General features: G+C 61.6%; 21 protein-coding genes. 8 read left to right on the top strand and 13 right to left on the bottom strand.

The genetic code is table 11. The features are described from left to right. Positions 1-146: 146 nt before the first annotated feature. From JWU58_RS24575 to JWU58_RS24550, 6 genes are all read right to left on the bottom strand, one after another. Positions 147-719, bottom strand: a complete 573-nt coding sequence (locus tag JWU58_RS24575) for a HupE/UreJ family protein (RefSeq protein ID WP_123443929.1) — start codon at positions 717-719, stop codon at positions 147-149. Positions 720-746: 27 nt separating this feature from the next. Further along, complete coding sequence (gene ureG / locus JWU58_RS24570) at positions 747-1,361, bottom strand: urease accessory protein UreG (protein ID WP_016771910.1); 615 nt, start codon at positions 1,359-1,361, stop codon at positions 747-749. 23 nt (positions 1,362-1,384) lie between these two features. After that, complete coding sequence (locus JWU58_RS24565; protein ID WP_206421131.1) at positions 1,385-2,059, bottom strand: urease accessory protein UreF; 675 nt, start codon at positions 2,057-2,059, stop codon at positions 1,385-1,387. Further along, on the bottom strand, positions 2,056-2,556 hold the full coding sequence (gene ureE / locus JWU58_RS24560; protein ID WP_206421130.1) for an urease accessory protein UreE: 501 nt from the start codon (positions 2,554-2,556) through the stop codon (positions 2,056-2,058). Before ureE ends, JWU58_RS24565 begins: the two co-directional genes overlap by 4 nt. Positions 2,557-2,855: 299 nt before the next feature. Then, positions 2,856-3,488, bottom strand: coding sequence for a TetR family transcriptional regulator (locus JWU58_RS24555; RefSeq protein WP_016771906.1), 633 nt, complete (start codon positions 3,486-3,488; stop codon positions 2,856-2,858). Between the two features lie 154 nt (positions 3,489-3,642). Next, positions 3,643-4,149: a hypothetical protein gene (locus JWU58_RS24550; RefSeq protein ID WP_123443926.1), complete on the bottom strand. Its 507-nt coding sequence runs from the start codon at positions 4,147-4,149 to the stop codon at positions 3,643-3,645. Between the two features lie 384 nt (positions 4,150-4,533). Between JWU58_RS24550 and JWU58_RS24545 the strand changes: the two genes are divergently transcribed. Next, entirely contained in the window at positions 4,534-6,609 is a 2,076-nt protein-coding gene (locus tag JWU58_RS24545) for an AsmA family protein (protein WP_076565469.1), read from the top strand. A 119-nt stretch (positions 6,610-6,728) separates the two neighbouring features. Here JWU58_RS24545 and JWU58_RS24540 read toward each other — a convergent pair whose 3' ends face one another. After that, entirely contained in the window at positions 6,729-7,259 is a 531-nt protein-coding gene (locus tag JWU58_RS24540) for a ferritin-like domain-containing protein (RefSeq protein WP_016771904.1), read from the bottom strand. Between the two features lie 254 nt (positions 7,260-7,513). Here JWU58_RS24540 and JWU58_RS24535 point away from each other — a divergent pair, with 254 nt between their 5' ends. After that, complete coding sequence (locus JWU58_RS24535) at positions 7,514-8,392, top strand: esterase/lipase family protein (protein WP_206421129.1); 879 nt, start codon at positions 7,514-7,516, stop codon at positions 8,390-8,392. 79 nt (positions 8,393-8,471) lie between these two features. On the opposite strand, the gene JWU58_RS24530 is transcribed toward JWU58_RS24535, so the two are convergent. Further along, positions 8,472-9,359, bottom strand: coding sequence for a DMT family transporter (locus JWU58_RS24530; RefSeq protein WP_016771902.1), 888 nt, complete (start codon positions 9,357-9,359; stop codon positions 8,472-8,474). Positions 9,360-9,456: 97 nt separating this feature from the next. Here JWU58_RS24530 and JWU58_RS24525 point away from each other — a divergent pair, with 97 nt between their 5' ends. The 3 genes from JWU58_RS24525 (at position 9,457) to JWU58_RS24515 (ending at position 11,838) form a co-directional block, all read left to right on the top strand. Next, complete coding sequence (locus JWU58_RS24525) at positions 9,457-10,251, top strand: AraC family transcriptional regulator (RefSeq protein ID WP_016771901.1); 795 nt, start codon at positions 9,457-9,459, stop codon at positions 10,249-10,251. A 63-nt stretch (positions 10,252-10,314) separates the two neighbouring features. Further along, entirely contained in the window at positions 10,315-10,620 is a 306-nt protein-coding gene (locus JWU58_RS24520) for a PsiF family protein (RefSeq protein ID WP_122881171.1), read from the top strand. A gap of 204 nt (positions 10,621-10,824) precedes the next feature. Beyond that, the gene (locus tag JWU58_RS24515; RefSeq protein WP_016771899.1) at positions 10,825-11,838 is read left to right on the top strand and encodes an AI-2E family transporter; all 1,014 of its coding nucleotides are present in this window, start codon (positions 10,825-10,827) and stop codon (positions 11,836-11,838) included. A gap of 123 nt (positions 11,839-11,961) precedes the next feature. On the opposite strand, the gene JWU58_RS24510 is transcribed toward JWU58_RS24515, so the two are convergent. Then, a complete protein-coding gene (locus tag JWU58_RS24510) occupies positions 11,962-13,230 on the bottom strand; it encodes an Hsp70 family protein (RefSeq protein WP_024011396.1) in 1,269 nt (422 codons plus the stop codon). Between the two features lie 290 nt (positions 13,231-13,520). Between JWU58_RS24510 and JWU58_RS24505 the strand changes: the two genes are divergently transcribed. The 3 genes from JWU58_RS24505 to JWU58_RS24495 all read left to right on the top strand — a co-directional run bounded on the left by JWU58_RS24505 (position 13,521) and on the right by JWU58_RS24495 (position 16,398). Next, positions 13,521-14,465, top strand: a complete 945-nt coding sequence (locus JWU58_RS24505) for a DnaJ C-terminal domain-containing protein (RefSeq protein WP_110603615.1) — start codon at positions 13,521-13,523, stop codon at positions 14,463-14,465. Positions 14,466-14,488: 23 nt separating this feature from the next. After that, positions 14,489-14,794: a chaperone modulator CbpM gene (locus JWU58_RS24500; protein WP_016771896.1), complete on the top strand. Its 306-nt coding sequence runs from the start codon at positions 14,489-14,491 to the stop codon at positions 14,792-14,794. 203 nt (positions 14,795-14,997) lie between these two features. Beyond that, complete coding sequence (locus tag JWU58_RS24495; RefSeq protein ID WP_241196141.1) at positions 14,998-16,398, top strand: hypothetical protein; 1,401 nt, start codon at positions 14,998-15,000, stop codon at positions 16,396-16,398. A gap of 60 nt (positions 16,399-16,458) precedes the next feature. Here JWU58_RS24495 and ureC read toward each other — a convergent pair whose 3' ends face one another. From ureC to JWU58_RS24475, 4 genes are all read right to left on the bottom strand, one after another. After that, positions 16,459-18,159, bottom strand: coding sequence for an urease subunit alpha (ureC, locus tag JWU58_RS24490; protein ID WP_206421128.1), 1,701 nt, complete (start codon positions 18,157-18,159; stop codon positions 16,459-16,461). A gap of 139 nt (positions 18,160-18,298) precedes the next feature. After that, positions 18,299-18,604, bottom strand: a complete 306-nt coding sequence (locus JWU58_RS24485; RefSeq protein ID WP_024011400.1) for an urease subunit beta — start codon at positions 18,602-18,604, stop codon at positions 18,299-18,301. Further along, positions 18,601-19,137: a GNAT family N-acetyltransferase gene (locus JWU58_RS24480; protein ID WP_024011401.1), complete on the bottom strand. Its 537-nt coding sequence runs from the start codon at positions 19,135-19,137 to the stop codon at positions 18,601-18,603. The genes JWU58_RS24485 and JWU58_RS24480 overlap by 4 nt, the downstream gene beginning before the upstream one ends. A gap of 5 nt (positions 19,138-19,142) precedes the next feature. Further along, positions 19,143-19,676 carry a GNAT family N-acetyltransferase gene (locus JWU58_RS24475; protein ID WP_122610386.1) on the bottom strand — a complete coding sequence of 178 codons (534 nt, stop codon included), beginning with the start codon at positions 19,674-19,676 and terminating at the stop codon, positions 19,143-19,145. Positions 19,677-19,680: the final 4 nt, after the last annotated feature.

Below are 19,680 nucleotides of genomic sequence, written 5' to 3'. Positions count from 1 at the left end.
ATGGTAGCAGAGAGCACCGCTTGAGAGAGGCGGTGTCTGCCAGGCCGTCTTCGCGAGCAGGCTCACTCCCACAGTGGATTTGCAGCGTACACAAAACCTGTGGGAGCGAGCCTGCTCGCGAAGAGGCCAGTGCAGGCGCTAAAAAATCAGCCTGCCAACAACCACACCCCGGTCGCCGCCGAAGCCGCACCCGCCAACCGCACCAGCGGCGCCGCTGCCTGCGGAAGAACCCGCACCACGCCATAACCGAGCGCATGCAAAACCGCTGTTGCCGCGACAAACCCGGCCGCATACGCCCACGGGCTGCTCATTTCCGGCAGCTCCAGCCCATGCGCCACGCCATGGAACAGCGCAAACAGCGCCGTCGCTGCCACCGCCATCACCAGCGGCGGACGCACGGCCAGTGCCACGGCCAGGCCCAGCGCCAATACCGAAGCAGCAATCCCGCTTTCCAGCGCCGGCAACTCCAGCCCTTCAAAACCGAGCAAACCTCCGAGCAACATCGTGCCGACAAAAGTGCACGGCAGCGCCCAGCGCGCCGCGCCTTGTTGCTGCGCCGCCCACAAACCGACGGCGAGCATTGCCAGCAAGTGGTCGAGCCCGCCGATCGGGTGGCTGATGCCCGCGACGAGGCCGCTGTCGCCATGCCCCGGATGAGCGAACGCCAGTGCCGGTGTCAGCAGCAACGCCAGAGCGCCAAGAATGCGTTTGAGTGTCATGGATAAGCTTCCTTGTGGATAAGTGGATCAGGCGGCGGTCAGCAGGCCCTGACGTTCGATGAAGGCGATGATTTCCTCGAGGCCCTGACCGGTTTTCTGGTTGCTGAACACGAACGGCTTGCCGTTGCGCATGCGTTTGGTGTCGCTGTCCATCATTTCCAGCGAGGCGCCCACCAGTGGCGCGAGGTCGATCTTGTTGATCACCAGCAGGTCGGACTTGCAGATCCCCGGGCCGCCCTTGCGCGGCAGCTTGTCGCCGGCGGAGACGTCGATCACATAGATGGTCAGATCCGACAGCTCCGGGCTGAAGGTCGCCGAGAGGTTGTCGCCGCCGGACTCCACCAGAATCAGATCCAGCCCGGGAAAGCGCCGGTTCAGTTGATCGACCGCTTCGAGGTTGATCGAGGCGTCTTCGCGGATCGCCGTGTGCGGGCAGCCGCCGGTTTCCACGCCGATGATCCGCTCCGGCGCGAGGGCTTCGTTGCGCACCAGGAAATCGGCGTCTTCGCGGGTGTAGATATCGTTGGTGACCACGGCGAGGTTGTAGCGCTCGCGCAGGGCCAGGCATAGGGCTAGTGTCAGCGCGGTCTTGCCGGAACCGACCGGGCCGCCGATGCCGACGCGCAGAGGTTGTGTATCCATTTCATTCTCCAAAATAAACAGCCCTAAGAGCGGAAGAGACGGCTGTACTGGCGCTCGTGGGCCATGCACGCCAGGGACAGGCCAAACGCGGCGCTGCCGATGTGTTCGGGATCTATGCGGGTCGCATCGTGCTGGGCCTGTTGCAGCAGTGGCAGCAGTTCGCTGGTCAGGCGCTGCGCGGCTTGCTGGCCCAGCGGCAAGGTCTTCATCAATACGGCGAGCTGGTTTTCCAGCCAGCTCCACAGCCACGCGGCAAGAGCATCCTGCGGATTGATGCCCCAGGCCCGTGCTGCCAGTGCCCAGCACAAGGCCAGGTGCGGTTCTGTGGTCTGGTCAAGAAAGTCGCGGGCGGGCGCATCGAGTTCCGGCAAGCCGTTCAACAACTGCTGCAAGGAGTAACCCATCTGCCGGCTCTCCAGATGCAACTCGCGGGTTTCGCGACTGGCGCGGTGGCTCCCGCAGAGTTGTCGTAGCTCGGCCCAGTTTTCATCTGCTGCGGCTTGGCAATGCGCCAACAGCAGCGGCCCTTCGAAGCGGGCGAGATTGAGCAGCAGTTGATCGCTGATCCAGCGCCGGGCGCCGTCCGGGTTGTGGACCCGGCCGTTATCCACCGCCATTTCCAGACCCTGGGAATAGCTGTAGCCGCCAATCGGCAATTGCGGACTGGCCAGACGCAGCAGCGCCCAGGCCGGATTCACAGGCGCACGCCGAACTGATGAAGTTTTGGCGCGTAGTTGAAGTCTTCGTCACCGTGGCGGGAATGATGATGGCCGCCGCCGTAAGCGCCGTGTTCCGGCTGGAACGGCGCTTCGATAGCCTCGACCCGGGCGCCGAGCTGTTCGAGCATCGCTTTGAGCACGTAATCGTCGAGCAGACGCAGCCAGCCGTCGCCGACTTGCAGGGCGACATGGCGGTTGCCGAGGTGATAGGCCGCGCGCGTCAGTTCGAACGCATTGGCGCAAGTGACGTGGAGCAGTAGTTCGGGACGGGCGCAGACGCGCACGACACGGCCGTCTTCGGCCTGCAGACATTCGCCGTCATACAGCGGCGGCTGGCCGCGCTCCAAAAACAACCCGACGTCTTCGCCTTCGGCACTGAAACAGCGCAAACGGCTTTTGCTGCGCGCTTCGAAGGTCAGGTGCAGCTCGGCGGCCCAGGCGGGTTGAGGGTCGATTCTGCGATGAATCACCAGCATCGGAAAGCTTCCAGCAATGAACGTTGATTGGGCTAGAGCAAGCGCCGCGCCAATCGGGCGATCTGTAGGAAATAGCTGTCGGCGCGCGCCTGATCTTTCAACAGGCGCGGCGATTCTGGAAGGTTTTGGTGCATGAAGGATTTGTCATGCACCAAAGCGAGGCTGTGACGGATGTTCAATGTGGGAGCGAGCCTGCTCGCGAATGTGCCGTGTCAGACAGATGTATTCAGCTGATCCCGCGCTTTCGCGAGCAGGCTCGCTCCCACAGGGGCTTTGCGCTGTGTCAGATAGAGAAGGGATTACTCGGTACTGCCCAGCCCTTGCCAGTGCTTGAGGCCGATGAAGATGAAGCGCAGTTGCTGGGTGATCTTCGCCTGCGGGGTCAGATGCTCCGGCAAGGCTTCGGCGGGCGGGTCGATGATGTCGGGGAGGGTGGCGAACACCGATTTGACGATCAGGTCAGCCATCACGCTGAGGCCTGCCAGATCCAGATGTTGCAGCTTGGGCATCAGCGCCAGGTCCGCCGCGAGGTCGGCGCTGATGTTCTCCCGCAGGCGTCCGATTGCCTGACGTACCGGCAGCGAGCCGCCGTATTGTTCGCGGGCGAGAAACAGGAATTGCGAGCGGTTGGCGTTGACCACATCAAGGAAGATGCGCACCGAAGCGTCGATGATGCCGCCCATGACGAATTCATTGTGCCGCACCAGGCGGATGGTCTCGCGGAAGGTCTGGCCGACTTCACTGACCAGCACCAGCCCCAACTCGTCCATATCGGCGAAGTGCCGGTAGAAACCGGTGGGCACGATGCCGGCGGTCTTGCTCACTTCGCGCAGGCTCAGGCTGCCGAATCCTCGGCCGCTTTCCATCAGGTGGCGGGCAGCGTCCATCAGGGCGTTGCGGGTCTGTTGTTTCTGTTCGGCGCGGGGCAGCATCGCAGGGTGTGTTCTTCGGCAGGACAAGCGCCGCACTCTAGCAAATCGGCTTTGTCGGCGTCGAACGGGGAGTCGTTCAGCGAGGGTTTTACAGAAGCTGAAAAGTCAAAAGCCCAATCCGCTGATTGGGCTTTTTTGCCGGGCCGTCATGGGCTCAGCTCAATTTGCTGTTGCGTTCGATCACACGGTCACCACCGCCTTCAGCGAGGGCTTGACCCAGTGGGGTTTTATCGAAGCCGTCATCAGCCAGGGTCTGGCCCTGTGGAGTGCGCTCGGAACCGTCAGATGCCAGGGTCTGGCCTTGTGGGGTGCGCTCGGTACCGTCGGAAGCGAGGATCTGACCTTGTGGGGTGCGATCAGAGCCGTCCTGAACCAGGCCTTTTTCTTCGAGGCGGTTGCGACCGTTTTCAGCCAGGGCCTGGCCTTGAGGGGTGCGATCCGAGCCGTCTTGAACCAGGCCTTTTTCTTCGAGGCGGTTGCGGCCGTTTTCAGCCAGGGTCTGACCTTGTGGAGTGCGCTCGGAACCGTCGGAAGCTACGGTCTGGCTAAACACCGAGTGGCTGTCTTTGACTTGCGGAGTGGCCTGATCGGCAGCGGGCAGGGCGAAAGCAGTGCTGGCTAGCATCGACAGGGTAAGGCTGAGCAGTAATTGGCGTTTCATGATAGTGGCTCCTTGGGAGGGCGATAAAGTGGGTACGAGGGCAATGCTACTCTCGATAAGTCGATATAAAAGTTCATAAACGCAATGGTAATAATCAACAGAATTGATTGTTCGGAGCGAAGGCTCTAGATCGCGCCTTTGCGGGCGACGGTTTTGCACCGTCGTGGGTATTTTCGACTCACTCGTGCCTCGCAAAAGTGCGGGTGGCGGTAACACTGCTCGACCGATCGGTCAGTTTTGCCGGGCTTTTTATGGCTTAAACTGCCTTTCAATTAAACCTGCGGGCCTTTCGCCAGTCACAGACTGCATAGGGGCCGCTTCGGTCTGCCGTTTCAGCTGTGCGTCGGGATGTTCGGCGTGCGGTCGTGATCAGGAGCTTTGTGCATGACGCGCACTGGAAAAATCTTCAGCTGGACCTTCGCCATCCTCGCGCTGCTGCTGGCAGCCTTGATTCTGATCATCGTGTTTTTCGACTGGAACCGGATCAAACCCACGATCAACGCCAAAGTTTCGGAAGAACTGCACCGGGCGTTTGCCATCAATGGCAACCTCGCAGTGATCTGGCAGCGCGAGCCGGAAGAAGGCGGCTGGCGCTCTTGGGTGCCTTGGCCGCACGTGGTCGCCGAGGATCTGAGCCTGGGCAACCCGGACTGGTCGAAGCAGCCGCAGATGGTCACCCTGAAACGCGTCGAGCTGCGCATTTCGCCGCTGGCCCTGCTGGCTCAACGCGTGGTGATTCCGCGCATCGACCTGACCGAGCCGAATGCCGAGCTGCAACGTCTGGCCGATGGCCGCGCCAACTGGACGTTCAAATTCGATCCCAAGGACCCGAACGCCGAGCCTTCGAGCTGGGTGGTCGATATCGGCGCGATCGGTTTCGACAAGGGCCACGTGACCCTCGACGACCAGACCCTGAAGACCAACCTCGATGTGCTGATCGACCCGCTCGGCAAGCCGATTCCCTTCAGCGAGATTGTTGGCGACAAAGCGGCGAAAACCGCTCAGGACAAGGGCGGCGCACCGCAGGACTATGCCTTTGCACTCAAGGTCAAAGGCCAATACCACGCGCAGAACCTCACCGGGCAGGGCAAGATCGGCGGGTTGCTGGCCTTGCAGGACGCGAGCAAGCCGTTCCCGTTGCAGGCCCAGGCGAAGATCGGCGATACCCGTATCGAACTGGCCGGCACCCTGACTGACCCGCTGAATCTCGGCGCCCTCGACCTGCGCTTGAAACTCGCTGGCGACAGTCTCGGCAATCTCTACCCACTGACCGGCGTGACGCTGCCGGACACCCCACCGTATTCCACCGACGGCCACCTGATCGCCAAGCTGCATGACGAGGCCGGGGCAAAATTCACTTATGAGAAATTCAACGGCAAGATCGGCGACAGCGACATCCACGGCGACCTGACCTACGTGGCCAGCCAGCCACGGCCGAAACTCACGGGTGCGTTGCTCTCCAATCAACTGCTGTTCGCCGACCTTGCACCGTTGATCGGTGCCGATTCCAACACCGAGCAAAAGGCCCGTGGCGGCGCGAGCAAGCAGCCGGCAGACAAAGTCCTGCCGGTCGAAGAGTTTAAGACTGATCGCTGGCGCGCCATGGACGCGGATGTCGAGTTCACCGGCAAGCGCATCGTTCACAGCGAGAAGCTGCCGTTCAACGACCTCTATACCCATCTGAAACTCAACGACGGCGAACTCAGCCTGGAACCGCTGCGCTTTGGCGTCGCCGGCGGCACCCTGGATGCGCTGATCCGCCTCAATGGCCGCACCGAGCCGTTGGAAGGCCGGGCGCGGTTGACCGCACGCAAATTCAAACTCAAAGAGCTGTTCCCCACTTTCGAGCCGATGAAAACCAGTTTCGGTGAGCTCAATGGCGATGCCGACATCAGTGGCCGGGGCAACTCCGTGGCCAAGCTCCTCGGTGGCGCCAACGGCAATCTGAAGATGCTGATCAACGACGGTGCGATCAGCCGCGAGCTGATGGAACTGGCCGGGCTCAACGTCGGCAACTACGTGGTCGGCAAGATCTTTGGCGACAAGGAAGTGAAGATCAATTGCGCGGCCGCGGACTTCGACATCAAGACCGGCCTGGCCACGACACGGCTGTTTGTCTTCGATACCGAGAACGCAATCATCTACATCGATGGCACGGCGAACATGGCCACCGAGCAACTCGATCTGACCGTGACCCCTGAGTCGAAAGGCTGGCGACTGATCTCCCTGCGCTCGCCGCTGTATGTGCGCGGCAAATTCATCAAACCGGATGCCGGCGTCAAAGCCGTACCGTTGATGCTGCGCGGGGCGGGGATGGTTGCGCTGGGCGTGATAGCCGCACCGGCGGCGGGATTGCTGGCGCTGGTGGCGCCGAGCGGTGGCGAGCCGAATCAGTGCGCGCCGTTGCTCGAGCAGATGAAGCAGGGCAAGGCGCCGGTGACCGTTAAACCCAGCAAGTAATGCGGCGTCTCTGAGGGCGCCTTCGCGAGCAGGCTCGCTCCCACATTCGAACGCATTCCTTCAATTGAAATACGTTCCAGTGTGGGAGCGAGCCTGCTCGCGAAAGCGGTGTGACGGGATTACAGATCGTTAAGGATATCCGCCATGTCGTCGGCGTGTTCTTCTTCCTGGGCGAGGATGTCTTCGAAGATGCGGCGGGTGGTCGGGTCCTTGTCACCGATGTACTGGATGATTTCGCGGTAGCTGTCGATGGCGATGCGCTCGGCCACCAGATCTTCGTAAACCATTTCCTTGAGCGTGTTGCCGGCCACGTATTGCGCGTGGGACATCTTGCTCAGCAGGTCAGGGTTGAACTCAGGCTCACCGCCCAGTTGCACGATGCGCTCGGCGAGGCGATCGGCGTGCTCGGCTTCCTGGTTGGCGTGCTCGAGAAATTCGTCGGCGGCGACGTTGGCTTTCAGGCCGTTGGCCATGAAGTAGTGGCGCTTGTAGCGCAAGGTGCACACCAGCTCGGTGGCCAGCGACTCATTGAGCAAACGCAGTATTTCCTCACGGTTGGCGTTGTAGCCCTCGGTGACCGCGCCGTTTTCCACGTGTTGCCGCGCGCGTTCGCGCAGGGTTTGAACATCAGACAAATGCACGTCACTCATTTCATTCTCCTGGAGGCTAATCCGATAGGCGCCACGTTCTGAAGACGCGGTCGCTACTCAGGGTGTGAGTCTTGAGCGAAGCGAAAAGTTTTATGCGATTTACGCCGGACTCGGTTCAGGAACTGCTGAGGACTGCGATGTCGGCAGGGTCAGAGCTGGAATAGGCTTATCGTTGAGTTGTCATCGTCGAGGTGGATGCTTGGCGAGCGTCTTGCACGTCTGGCCTCCACCCACCGCGCACAAGGATGTACCCCATGTCGACACGTTATCCACTGGTGCTGGTGCCGGGCATGCTCGGCTTTGTCCGGCTGGTGCTTTATCCGTATTGGTTCGGCATCATCAAGGCCTTGCGCCGTGGTGGTGCGACGGTGGTCGCGGTGCAGGTCTCGCCACTCAACTCCACGGAAGTGCGCGGCGAGCAATTGCTGGCGCGGATCGAGGAAATTCTGCGCGAGAGCGGGGCGCCGAAGGTCAATCTGTTCGGTCACAGCCAAGGCGCGTTGACCGCACGGTATGCGGCGGCGAAGCGCCCGGATCTGGTCGCCTCGGTAACATCGGTGGCCGGGCCTAATCATGGTTCGGAGTTGGCCGATTATCTGGAAAAGCACTATCCCGCCAACAGCGCCAAGGGGCGCTTGCTCGAAGCGTTGCTGCGCCTGATCGGCTGGGTCATGGCATTGCTCGACACGGGTTATCACGGGCCGAAACTGCCGGTGGATATCCACGCTTCTCACCAATCGCTGACGACGGCGGGCGTTGCATTATTCAATCAGCGTTATCCACAGGGGCTGCCGGAAACGTGGGGCGGGCCGGGGCCGGAAGAGGCCAATGGTGTGCGCTATTACTCCTGGTCAGGGACGCTGCAACCGGGCAAGACCGATCGTGGCGGCAATCTTTTTGACGGCACCAACCGCAGTTGTCGCTTGTTCGCCAGGACCTTCGTTCGCGAGCCGGGGCAGTGCGACGGCATGGTCGGCCGTTACAGCTCGCATCTGGGCACGGTGATCGGTGATGACTATCCGCTGGATCATTTCGACATCGTCAATCAGTCGCTGGGGCTGGTGGGCAAGGGCGCAGATCCGGTAAGGCTGTTTGTCGAGCATGCGGCGCGGCTGGAGGCTGCAGGGTTATAGCCAAACAGACCGCTTCATCGTTCTTCGCGAGCAGGCTCGCTCCCACAGGTGTCTGCATTTCAACGTGGGAGGGGCCTTATCAGGCAACGCCGACCCGCCGGCCCAACACCGTGGTCCAGCGCTCCGACAAAACCACCCCAGCCAAGGTCAGCAACCCACCCACCAGGTGATACATCGCCAACTGTTCCTTCAACACCACCGCCGCAATCAGCGCGGTAATCAATGGCAGCAGATTGAAGAACAACGTCGTCCGGCTCGGCCCCAGTCGCTGCACCGCCTGCATCCACGCCAGCGGCGCGACCATCGAGGCCAGCAGGCATGCATACAGCACCAGCGGCACGTTCTGCAGGTTCAGCCCGGTCTTTGGCGAAGCAGCGAACAATGGAAACAACACCACAATCGCCACCAGCACCTGCAAGTACAGCAGCACCAGTGGCGGCAGGCGCAGTTGCCACTTTTTCAGCAGCGTGCTGTAGACGGCGTAGGCCAGCGTGGCGATCAGCATCATCGCATCGCCCAGATTGACCCCGTGTTGCAGCAGCGCTCCGAGGCTGCCGGATGACACCACCACCAGCACGCCAGCGAACGACAGCACCGCACCGACCAGCGCACCAGCCGTCAGGCGCTGGCCGAGGCTGATGATCGCCATGGCCAGCGACATCAATGGCATCAACGACAGGATGATGCCCATATTGGTTGCGGTGGTCAGTGTTGCGGCGAAATAGGCGAGGCTCTGATACACCGCCATGCCGAGTACGCCGAGGATGAAAATCCGCCCCAGGTTCGGCCGAATCTGCGGCCAGTGGGCGATGACTTTCTTCAGCATGAATGGCGTGAACAGCACGCCGGCGAGCAGCCAGCGATAGAAACCGATCTCGGCGGGAAAGATCGCCCCGACCGCCAGTTTGTTGATCACGGTGTTGCCGGCCCAGATGAAAATCGCCAGCAGGGGAAACGCGTATTGCATGGGACAAAAACCAGAACGTTGATGAAGCGCGATTATCGCCTGTCTGGATGCAGGCCTATACTGCGAACCGGACAACCTGCCTCTGCATCCGGACAGCATGAACAGCAAACACATCGATCTGCTCGATTTCAGCGAACTGCCGTCAGCGGTGTATTTCCGCTACGCCGATTTCAATGCCCACGAATATGCCGCGCCGCATCGCCATCCGTGGGGCACGCTCGAGTATGCCGCCCATGGCGTGTTGCACATGGATGTCGACGGCAGCCGCTTCATGTCGCCGCCGCAGTACGCGGTGTGGGTGCCGCCCGAGGTCGAGCACAGTTTCTACAGCCATCAGCCGGTCAACTATCGCGCGGTGTGTCTTGATCCAAGTGTTTGCACACGGTTGCCGGCGCGCGCCTGCACCTTGGCGATCAGTGACATTCTCAAGGCGATTCTCAAGGACTTCGCTGCCCGCGATGTGAAGATTCCGGAGCATGAGGCCGATCAGCGTCTGGCCCAGGTATTGGTCGATCAACTGCAACAGGCACCGGTGCAGGAATGTTACCTGCCGTATGCGAGCAGCCCGGGCTTACTGACGATTCTCGACGCCTTGCAGGCCGCGCCGGGCGACAACCAACCGTTGGCGCATTGGGCCGCGCAAGTGCATGTCAGCGAGCGCACCCTGGCCCGGCAGTTTGTCCGCGAGCTGGGCATGAGCTTTGGCGAGTGGCGTCAGCGCTTGCGTTATCTGGCGGCGATCGAGGCGCTGGAAACCTCGCGTTCGGTGCAGGAAATCGCTTTCGACCTCGGCTACAGCAGCGGCTCGGCCTTCATCGCCATGTTCGCCCGCCAGGCCGGTTGCACGCCGGAGCAGTATCGGCGCAGCCACCTCGAGGGCAGGAAGGTGTAACAAGCTTTGACTACACTGCGACAGAGGCCGCATCCATCGGTGCGGCAACAAGGAGAAAACTCCATGAAGATGTTGCGTGTGCCGTTGTTGATGATCGGGCTGCTTGTGTGTTCCCAGGGTTTCGCCGCCACGGCGCAACAGAACAAGATGACCACCTGCAATGCCGATGCGACCGCCAAAAGCCTGAAGGGCGACGAGCGCAAGGCGTTCATGAGCACCTGCCTGAAAGCGGCACCCGCAGCCAACGATGGCAAGGAGCTGACCCCGCAGCAGCAGAAGATGACCACCTGCAATGCCGATGCGAAAACCAAGGCGCTGGCCGGCGATGCGCGCAAGGCGTTCATGAGTGAGTGTCTGAAGAAAAAGTGAAACGGTAAATAATGTGGTGAGCTTGCCGGCCTCTTCGCGAGCAGGCTCGCTCCCACATTTGAAACGCGCACTCCTGTGGGAGCGAGCCTGCTCGCGAAAGCGTCGGTGAATGCACCGCCATTCCCACGGCCCGCATATCCCTAGTGCTAACCCCGGATCGCTGGCAGACTGCCCATCCTTTCACGCCGTTCGTTTTGAGGCTGTATGCCAACGTTTTCTCAGCGTCATGTTGTGTTCTGGGTCAGTTGCATCATCATTTTTGGCGGTTTGCTGCTGGTGCTGCCGCTGCGCCTGCTGCCGAGCCTGCTGGCCGGGTTGCTGGTGTTCGAGCTGGTGAACATGCTCACCCCGCAACTGCAACGGCTGATCGAAGGGCGGCGTGCGCGCTGGTTGGCGGTGGCGCTGCTCGGCACGCTGGTAGTAAGTGCGCTGGCGCTGATCTTCGCCGGCGCCATCAGTTTCCTCCTGCATGAAGCGGAAAACCCCGGCGCCTCGCTCGATAAATTCATGGGCGTGGTCGATCGCGCGCGCGGACAGTTGCCGCCGTTCATCGACGCTTACCTGCCGGCCAGCGCGGCGGAATTTCGCGTGGCGATCGGCGAGTGGGCGAGCAAGCATCTGGCCGACCTGCAACTGGTCGGCAAGGACGCTGCGCACATGTTCGTCACCCTGCTGATCGGCATGGTGCTCGGCGCGATCATCGCCCTGCAGCGCATCCCCGACGTGACCAAGCGCAAGCCGCTGGCCGCCGCTTTGTTCGACCGTTTGCATCTGCTGGTGCAGGCGTTTCGCAATATCGTCTTCGCGCAGATCAAGATTTCCCTGCTCAACACCGTGTTCACCGGGATCTTCCTCGCGGTGATCCTGCCGATGTTCGGCATCAAGCTGCCGCTGACCAAAACCCTGATCGTGCTGACCTTCCTGCTCGGCCTGCTGCCGGTGATCGGCAACCTGATGTCGAACACGCTGATCACCATCGTCGGTCTGTCGCTGTCGATCTGGGTAGCGATCGCCGCGCTGGGCTACCTGATCGTTATCCACAAGCTCGAATACTTTCTCAACGCGCGCATCGTTGGTGGGCAGATCAGTGCCAAGTCGTGGGAGTTGCTTCTGGCGATGCTGGTGTTCGAAGCCGCGTTCGGTTTGCCGGGGGTGGTGGCGGGGCCGATTTATTACGCGTATCTGAAGAGTGAGTTGAAGCTCGGAGGAATGGTCTAGAAAAGCAGCTTCGAGTTGCAAGCTTCAAGCTGCAAGTTAAAGCAGAAGCGAGAGCCGCAGTGGCTTTTGCTCTAGCTTGCAGCTTGCAGCTTGCAGCTTGCAGCTTAAAACTTGCAGCTGCCCCTAAACGCCATAGCGTTTGCGGGCTTCAATCGCCAAACCGCTACCAATGCTGCCAAAGATGTTGCCTTCGACATGCCGCGCGTTCGGCAGCATTGCCGAGACGCTGTTGCGCAGGGCCGGGATGCCGCTCGAACCTCCAGTGAAGAACACCGTGTCGACCTGATCGACCGCCACGCCAGCGTCATTCAACAACTGCGTAACGCTGCCGCGCACACGCTCCAGCAAAGCCTCGATCGCCGATTCGAACAACGCGCGGCTCAGCTCGACGCTCAGCCCGGCTTCGATGCGGTCCAGCGGCACGTGGCGGCTGTCGGCGTGGGTCAGCTGGATCTTGGTTTCTTCCACTTCCATCGCCAGCCAGTGCCCGGCGCGCTGTTCGATCAGCTTGAACAGGCGATCGATGCCGCCGGTGTCTTCGATGTCGTAGCGCATGCTGCCCAGCGCCAGCGTGGATTTCTGCGAGTACACCGAGTTGATCGTGTGCCAGGTCGCCAGGTTCATGTGGTGGCTGGTCGGCATGTAGGCGCCGCTCTTCATGCGGCTGCCGTAGCCGAACAGCGGCATCAGACCTTGCAGGCTGAGCTGTTTGTCGAAGTCGGTACCACCGATGTGCACACCGCCGGTGGCGAGGATGTCATCGTGACGGTTGTCGAGACCGCGACGCTCGGGCGACAGGCGCACCAGCGAGAAGTCGGAGGTACCACCGCCGATGTCGACGATCAGCACCAGCTCTTCTTTCTCGATGGTCGACTCGTAGTCGAATGCCGCCGCGATCGGCTCGTACTGGAACGACACGTCCTTGAAACCGATTTTGCGCGCCACTTCGACCAGCGTGTCTTCGGCTTCCTGGTCAGCCAGCGGATCGTCGTCGACGAAGAACACCGGACGACCCAGCACCACTTGCTCGAATTCCCGACCGGCGGCGGTTTCGGCGCGGCTCTTGAGCTGGCCGATGAACAGCCCGAGCAGGTCCTTGAACGGCATCGCCGTGCCGAGGACGCTGGTGTCGTGCTTGATCAGCTTCGAGCCGAGCAGGCTTTTCAACGAGCGCATCAGCCGGCCTTCGTAACCTTCCAGATACTCGTGCAGGGCCAGGCGACCGTAGACCGGGCGACGTTCCTCGATGTTGAAGAAGACCACCGACGGCAGGGTGATCTTGTCGTCTTCCAGCGCGATCATGGTATCCATGCCGGGGCGCAGCCAGCCGACGGTGGAGTTGGACGTGCCGAAGTCGATGCCGCAGGCACGGGCTGGAGAGGCGTCTTTCATTTCTTTCGGATTCCGGTGAAAAAACGGCCGCGCAGTGTATGTCAGTGCGCGGCAGATTCGAAGGCCGGTCATCCGCTATTTCGCCGGCAGACAGCTTGAAAAGCGCCGCTTCGCCCCAAACTTGCTGGCATGGGCCGGCAGACACACCGGCGGTCGCAAGAACCGTCGTCCACTGCCGATAAACTTCTGCGGCGCCACCCGGTCACAAACTTGAGATCGGTCAACCCGGCACGTGCCAATCGGCGCATGCTGGTCTCGGCGCGAAATCGATAACGGATGGTGATCCTTCCATGGACTTCAAAGACTATTACAAGATACTCGGCGTGGAGCCGACAGCCGACGACAAGGCCATCAAGGCGGCCTATCGCAAGCTGGCGCGCAAATACCACCCCGATGTCAGCAAGGAAAAAGACGCCGAGGCCAAGTTCAAGGACGCCTCGGAAGCCTATGAAGCGCTAAAAAGCGCCGACAAACGCGCCGAATACGACGAACTGCGCCGTTATGGCCAGCACGGTCAGCCGTTCCAGGGCCCGCCGGGCTGGCAGAGCCGTGGCGGCTTCGGCGGTGGCGGTGGCGACACGGGCGACTTCTCGGACTTCTTCAGTTCGATCTTCGGCAATCGCGGCCCCGGTTTCGGTGGCGCCGAGAGCCGCCAATCACGCGGACGCCGAGGGCAAGACGTGGAAATGGAACTGCCGGTCTTCCTCGAAGAAACCCTGTCGAACGAATCGAAGAAAGTCACCTTTCAGGTGCCGCAATACAACGCGCACGGCCAGCACGTCAGCAACACCAGCAAGAGCCTGAACGTGAAGATTCCGGCCGGCGTTACCGACGGCGAGCGGATTCGCCTGAAGGGCCAGGGCGCACCGGGCATCGGTGGCGGGGCGAATGGCGATCTGTACCTGACCATCCGTTTTGCGCCGCACCCGAAATTCGATGTCGAAGGCGAAAACCTGATCATCACCTTGCCCCTGGCTCCGTGGGAATTGGCATTGGGCACTGAAGTGGCCGTGCCGACCCTGACCGGCAAGATCAACCTCAAGGTCCCGGCCGGCAGCCAGAACGGCCAGCGCATGCGCGCCAAGGGCCATGGCCTGCTGAACAAGGCCGGCGAACGCGGTTATCTGTTCGTGCAGCTCAAGGCCGTGATGCCCAAAGCCTCCGACGAGGAGGTCAAGGCGCTGTGGCAGGAACTGGCGAAGAAAGCCGCCTTCAATCCGCGAGAGAACTTCTGAACCCGACGACGGAGTAGCCCATCATGAGCAGCCCCCTGATCGTTCAACTGGACCTGGCAGAATTCTGTGAGGCGGCCGATTTGTCGGACGTCTACGTGATCGAAATCGTCGAGCACGGCATCCTCGAACCTCAGGGCGCGCAGCCCCGGGAATGGCGTTTCACCGATTACGAATTGGCCTTGGCCAAGCGCGCGGCGAAGCTGCGCCGTGATCTGGAACTGGAGTGGGAAGGCGTCGCGCTGGCGCTGGATCTGCTGGACGAGGTGAAGCAGTTGCGCGCCGAGAACCGCATGTTGCGTCAACGGTTGGGGCGGCTGGTGGTCGAATAAGTTGTTTGAGGCGATGAGGTCTGTTTCGGCCTCATCGCGAGTCGGCCCGCTTGTGCCGGGTTAGTGTTTGCGAGTGTTTCACCCGGTATGAACCGGCTGGATGGTCTGATAGTTTTCCGGGCACATGTTGGCAATGGATGCCGACGGTCGTAGCGCCAGCCAGGCCGGCCAGCGCTGCGCAATCTTTGCAAGGAAGCCTGTCAATGCCAGTCAGACCCAAGCCGCCCAAGCCGGGCGCAGTCGATATCACCACCCCTGGGCGCACAACCCGGGATTCCGCCACGCACGGTATCGAGTCGCCGCACCTGACCCCCGGTCCGTTCATTCGCAAGACCCCGCCCGATACCAGCGAACCCGGCAGTAGCACGCAGCAAATGGAAATTGCAGCCATGCCGCACAGCGTGCAAGTCCATCCGACGCCGTCTACCTCGGGTTCCGTCCCAACGGTCGCAGCCTCCGCGCTGGAGCGTTACCTGATTGCCTCGACAGCCCCTCTACCGCAAGCGGACGTTGATGGGTTTCGCCTATTCAAGGGGCGCCAATACGCGGACTTGCAGGGCGGTGGTACGGTGCTGATCGGCGTCGATGCCGAGACCGGTCTGCATCGGGCCCGGTTGTCCAGCGAGCTGCAGCCGTCCGGTCCAGTGCTTGCCTACGATCCGTTGCACAAGCACTGGTACTCGCTGGAGGATTTCAGCGCATCGCCGGACGCCGCCGTTGTACCGGGTAAAAGCCGCAGGGCGGCGCGGCAGAGTGATGAAGACTATGAGTCAGCCCTTGAAGAGCTGCCCGACGATGTCGATGCGGCAGATGAACATTTCTATCTGGCGTCCGAGTCGATGCCCGTCAAACCTTTCACTGCTGACGAGTTGAGTGCAATGCGCAGCGAAACGCGCTTTTCGTTTCTCAGCAATCGGCCCGGGGTCTACGACCGAGCCAATAACGGCAAATATCCATTCCGGGACATCGCCGGCACGCCTATCCGCATAAAGAAGCTCCAGACCCTCGTGCGTTTCGAAGACGGCGGCCGATACACCTCCGAGCAGATCAAACCGTACATCAAGTTTGGCGCCTACGAGCATGTCGCGCGGCTGTATGAAGAAAAGCTGCAATGGCGACTGTTCACCGAGGCCGACATGCGTGCGCCCGGTGAGCGGGCCCTGGTCGGCCAGTCCATGGTGGTTGCCAACCGGAGCATCAGCCGAGGCGAGGTGGTCGGCGTCTATGCTGGCGCCATCATGCCAGGACGTCTTGTGCCGCTCCCCCAGCAGTCATACACCATGAAGGTCGGCGTGCGTTACCAGCCGGGACCTGGATATCTGATCCCCGTCCAGCTGGCGATGGTCGGTGACACGATCATCTCCAGGATCAATACGCATTTCTGGTACAACGCAACGGGCAAGCCGGTTCGCCAGGCCACGGATGGTTATAACGTCGAATTCGTGCCATTCGATGTTGAGGCGCAACAGTTGATAGGCAAGGAACTGGTCACCCGCGACTTCATTCTCAACGCCATCTTCGCTACCGAAGATATTCCGGCAGGAACCGAGTTACGCATCAATTACAACTACAGCGATGCGGACATCGCGAAGTTGTTTCCGTGATCGCCTGAGCGATAGCTGCTGAATACGAACCAGCGAGTCCGTATTCAGCGCGCCCCCTGATCAAAACAGAAAATAGCGCTGCGCCATCGGCAGCGTTTCCGCCGGTTCGCACCAGAGCAACACGCTATCGGCCTTGACCTGATAGGTCTGCGGATCGACATCGATGTTCGGCAGATAGTCGTTGTGGATGAGGTCGGTTTTCTGCACGTCGCGGCAGCCCTTCACCACAGCGATCTGCTTTTTCAACCCCAGAGCCTCCGGCAATCCGGCCTCCTGCGCCGCCTGGCTGATAAAGGTCAGGCTGGTGGCCTGCAGCGAGCCACCGTAGCTGGCGAACATCGGGCGGTAATGTACCGGTTGCGGCGTGGGAATCGAGGCGTTGGCATCGCCCATCAGGCTGGCGGCAATCGCACCGCCCTTGAGGATCAGCGTCGGTTTCACGCCGAAAAACGCCGGGCGCCACAGCACCAGATCGGCCCACTTGCCGACTTCGATCGAGCCGACTTCATGGCTGATGCCATGGGTAATCGCCGGGTTGATGGTGTACTTGGCGATGTAACGCTTGGCGCGGAAGTTGTCGTTGCCCTCGCCGTCCTGCGGCAGTGGGCCGCGTTGTTTTTTCATCTTGTCGGCGGTCTGCCAGGTGCGCGTGATGACTTCACCGACGCGGCCCATGGCCTGACTGTCGGAGCTGATCATCGAGAACGCGCCGAGGTCGTGGAGGATGTCTTCGGCGGCAATGGTTTCGCGGCGGATACGGCTTTCGGCGAAGGCGACGTCTTCGGCAATACTCGGGTCGAGGTGATGGCAGACCATCAGCATGTCGAGGTGTTCGTCGATGGTGTTGCGGGTGAACGGCCGGGTCGGGTTGGTCGAGCTCGGCAGCACGTTGGGGAAACCGCAGGCCTTGATGATGTCCGGCGCGTGGCCGCCACCGGCACCTTCGGTGTGATAGGTGTGGATGGTGCGGCCCTTGAATGCGCCAAGGGTGGTTTCGACGAAGCCGGATTCGTTGAGGGTGTCGGTGTGGATCGCTACCTGCACGTCGTACTGGTCGGCGACGTTGAGGCAGTTGTCGATGCTCGCCGGGGTGGTGCCCCAGTCTTCGTGCAGCTTGAGGCCGATGGCACCGGCCTTGACCTGTTCGATCAACGGCTCCGGCAGGCTGGCGTTGCCTTTGCCGGTGAGGCCGATGTTCATCGGGAAGGCATCGGCGGCCTGGAGCATGCGTGCCAGATGCCACGGGCCGGAGGTGCAGGTGGTGGCGTTGGTGCCGGTAGCGGGACCGGTGCCGCCGCCGATCATGGTGGTGACGCCGCTCATCAACGCTTCTTCGATCTGCTGCGGGCAGATGAAGTGGATATGCGTGTCGATGCCGCCAGCGGTGAGGATCATGCCTTCGCCGGCAATCACTTCGGTGCCGGCGCCGATGGCGATGGTCACGTTGGGCTGCACATCGGGGTTGCCGGCCTTGCCGATCGCGGCGATGCGCCCGTCCTTGAGGCCGACGTCGGCCTTGACGATGCCCCAGTGGTCGATGATCAGCGCGTTGGTGATCAGCGTGTCGACCACTTCGGCGGCGAGCAACTGACTCTGGCCCTGGCCGTCGCGGATCACTTTGCCGCCACCGAACTTCACTTCCTCGCCGTAGGTGGTGAAGTCCTTCTCGACTTCGATCCACAGCTCGGTATCGGCCAGGCGCACCTTGTCGCCGACGGTGGGGCCGAACATGTCGGCGTAGGCTTGTCTGGAGATTTTCATGGGCATGCCTTGAGATTCAATTGGGTCTGAAATCGCTCGCATTACTCGCTTTCGCGAGCAGGCTCGCTCCCACATTTGATCGCGTTCTCATGTGGGAGCGAGCCTGCTCGCGAAGGGGCCAGAGCGGGCACCGTGTTGTTTAGAGATCACCCATGATGCGGCCGGCAAAGCCGAACACCCGGCGATGTCCGGCGTAATCGACCAGCTCGACTTCACGGCTTTGCCCCGGCTCGAAGCGCACGGCGGTGCCGGCGGGGATGTTCAGGCGCATGCCGCGACTGGCGGCACGGTCGAAGGTCAGCGCGTCGTTGGTTTCGAAAAAGTGAAAGTGCGAACCGACCTGGATCGGCCGGTCACCACTGTTGGCGACTTTCAGGCTCACGGTGCGGCGGCCGACGTTGAGTTCGATGTCGCCGGGCTGGATCTGGTATTGGCCAGGAATCATCGCTGGGCTCCTTGCAGGACTTTGTAATAGAGAGCGGTCGGGCGATAGGTGCCGTTGGGATCGCAGGCGTAATCGGGGATTTCGCCGGCGCGCACGTAGCCCAGCGCCTTGTAGAAATCTTCTGCCGGCGAGCCGGCCTCGGTGTCGAGATAGAGCATGCCGCGCTTGTGCTTGGGCGCTTCGAGTTCTAGCGCCTGCATCAGTTGCTGGCCGAGGCCACGGCGGCGCGCGTGTTCGCGCACCAGCAGTTTCTGCACTTCGGCGCGGTTCAGACCATTGGCCTTCTGGCACAGGCCCAGTTGCACGCTGGCCAGCACCTGCTCGTCCTTCACCACCACCCAGAGCAGCGTGCTGCCCTTGTTGATGTTGTCCTGCACCTCATCGAAATACGCGCGCGCCTGCGCGGCATCGAGGTCGGCCATGAAGCCGACGCTGGCGCCGTAACCGACGGCGTCGAGCAGCAGATCGACCAGGCCCTGGCGATAGTGGGCAAAGCTCTCAGCGTTGACGCGGCGCAACTGGGCGGCGTTCATCGACATCACTCCTTGTGGGCACCCGGCGGCTGTGCGCCGGGATTGAGGGTCAACTGCATGAAGGTCAGATCGAGCCAGCGGCCGAACTTGGTGCCCACTTGCGGCATCTGCCCGGTGATGCTGAAACCGGCACGCTCGTGCAAGCGGATCGAGGCAGCGTTGCCGCTTTCGATAGCGGCGACCATGACGTGTTTGCCGCAGGCTCTGGCGCGTTCGATCAGCGCGGTCATCAGTTGCGGGCCGAGGCCGTTGCCGCGTTGATCGCTGCGCACGTACACCGAGTGCTCGACGGTGTGACGGAAACCGTCGAACGGCCGCCAGTCGCCGAACGAGGCGTAACCCAGCACTGCGTTTTCATGGTCGACGATCACCAGAATCGGATACGCCTGCAACTGCCGCGCGTCGAACCATGCCTGGCGATTGCCGAGGTCGACCGCTTGTTCGTTCCAGATCGCCGTGGTGTTGAGCACGGCGTCGTTGTAGATGTCGCGGATCGCCGGCAGGTCGGCCCGGCTCGCATCGCGAATGCTGTAAGTCATGGCG

The sequence above is a fragment of the Pseudomonas atacamensis genome, assembly GCF_017167965.1.
In the GTDB taxonomy this organism is placed as follows: Bacteria; Pseudomonadota; Gammaproteobacteria; order Pseudomonadales; family Pseudomonadaceae; genus Aquipseudomonas; species Aquipseudomonas atacamensis.
The sequence above is the reverse complement of the archived record's forward strand: the minus strand, read 5'-3'. Positions and strand labels throughout refer to the sequence as shown.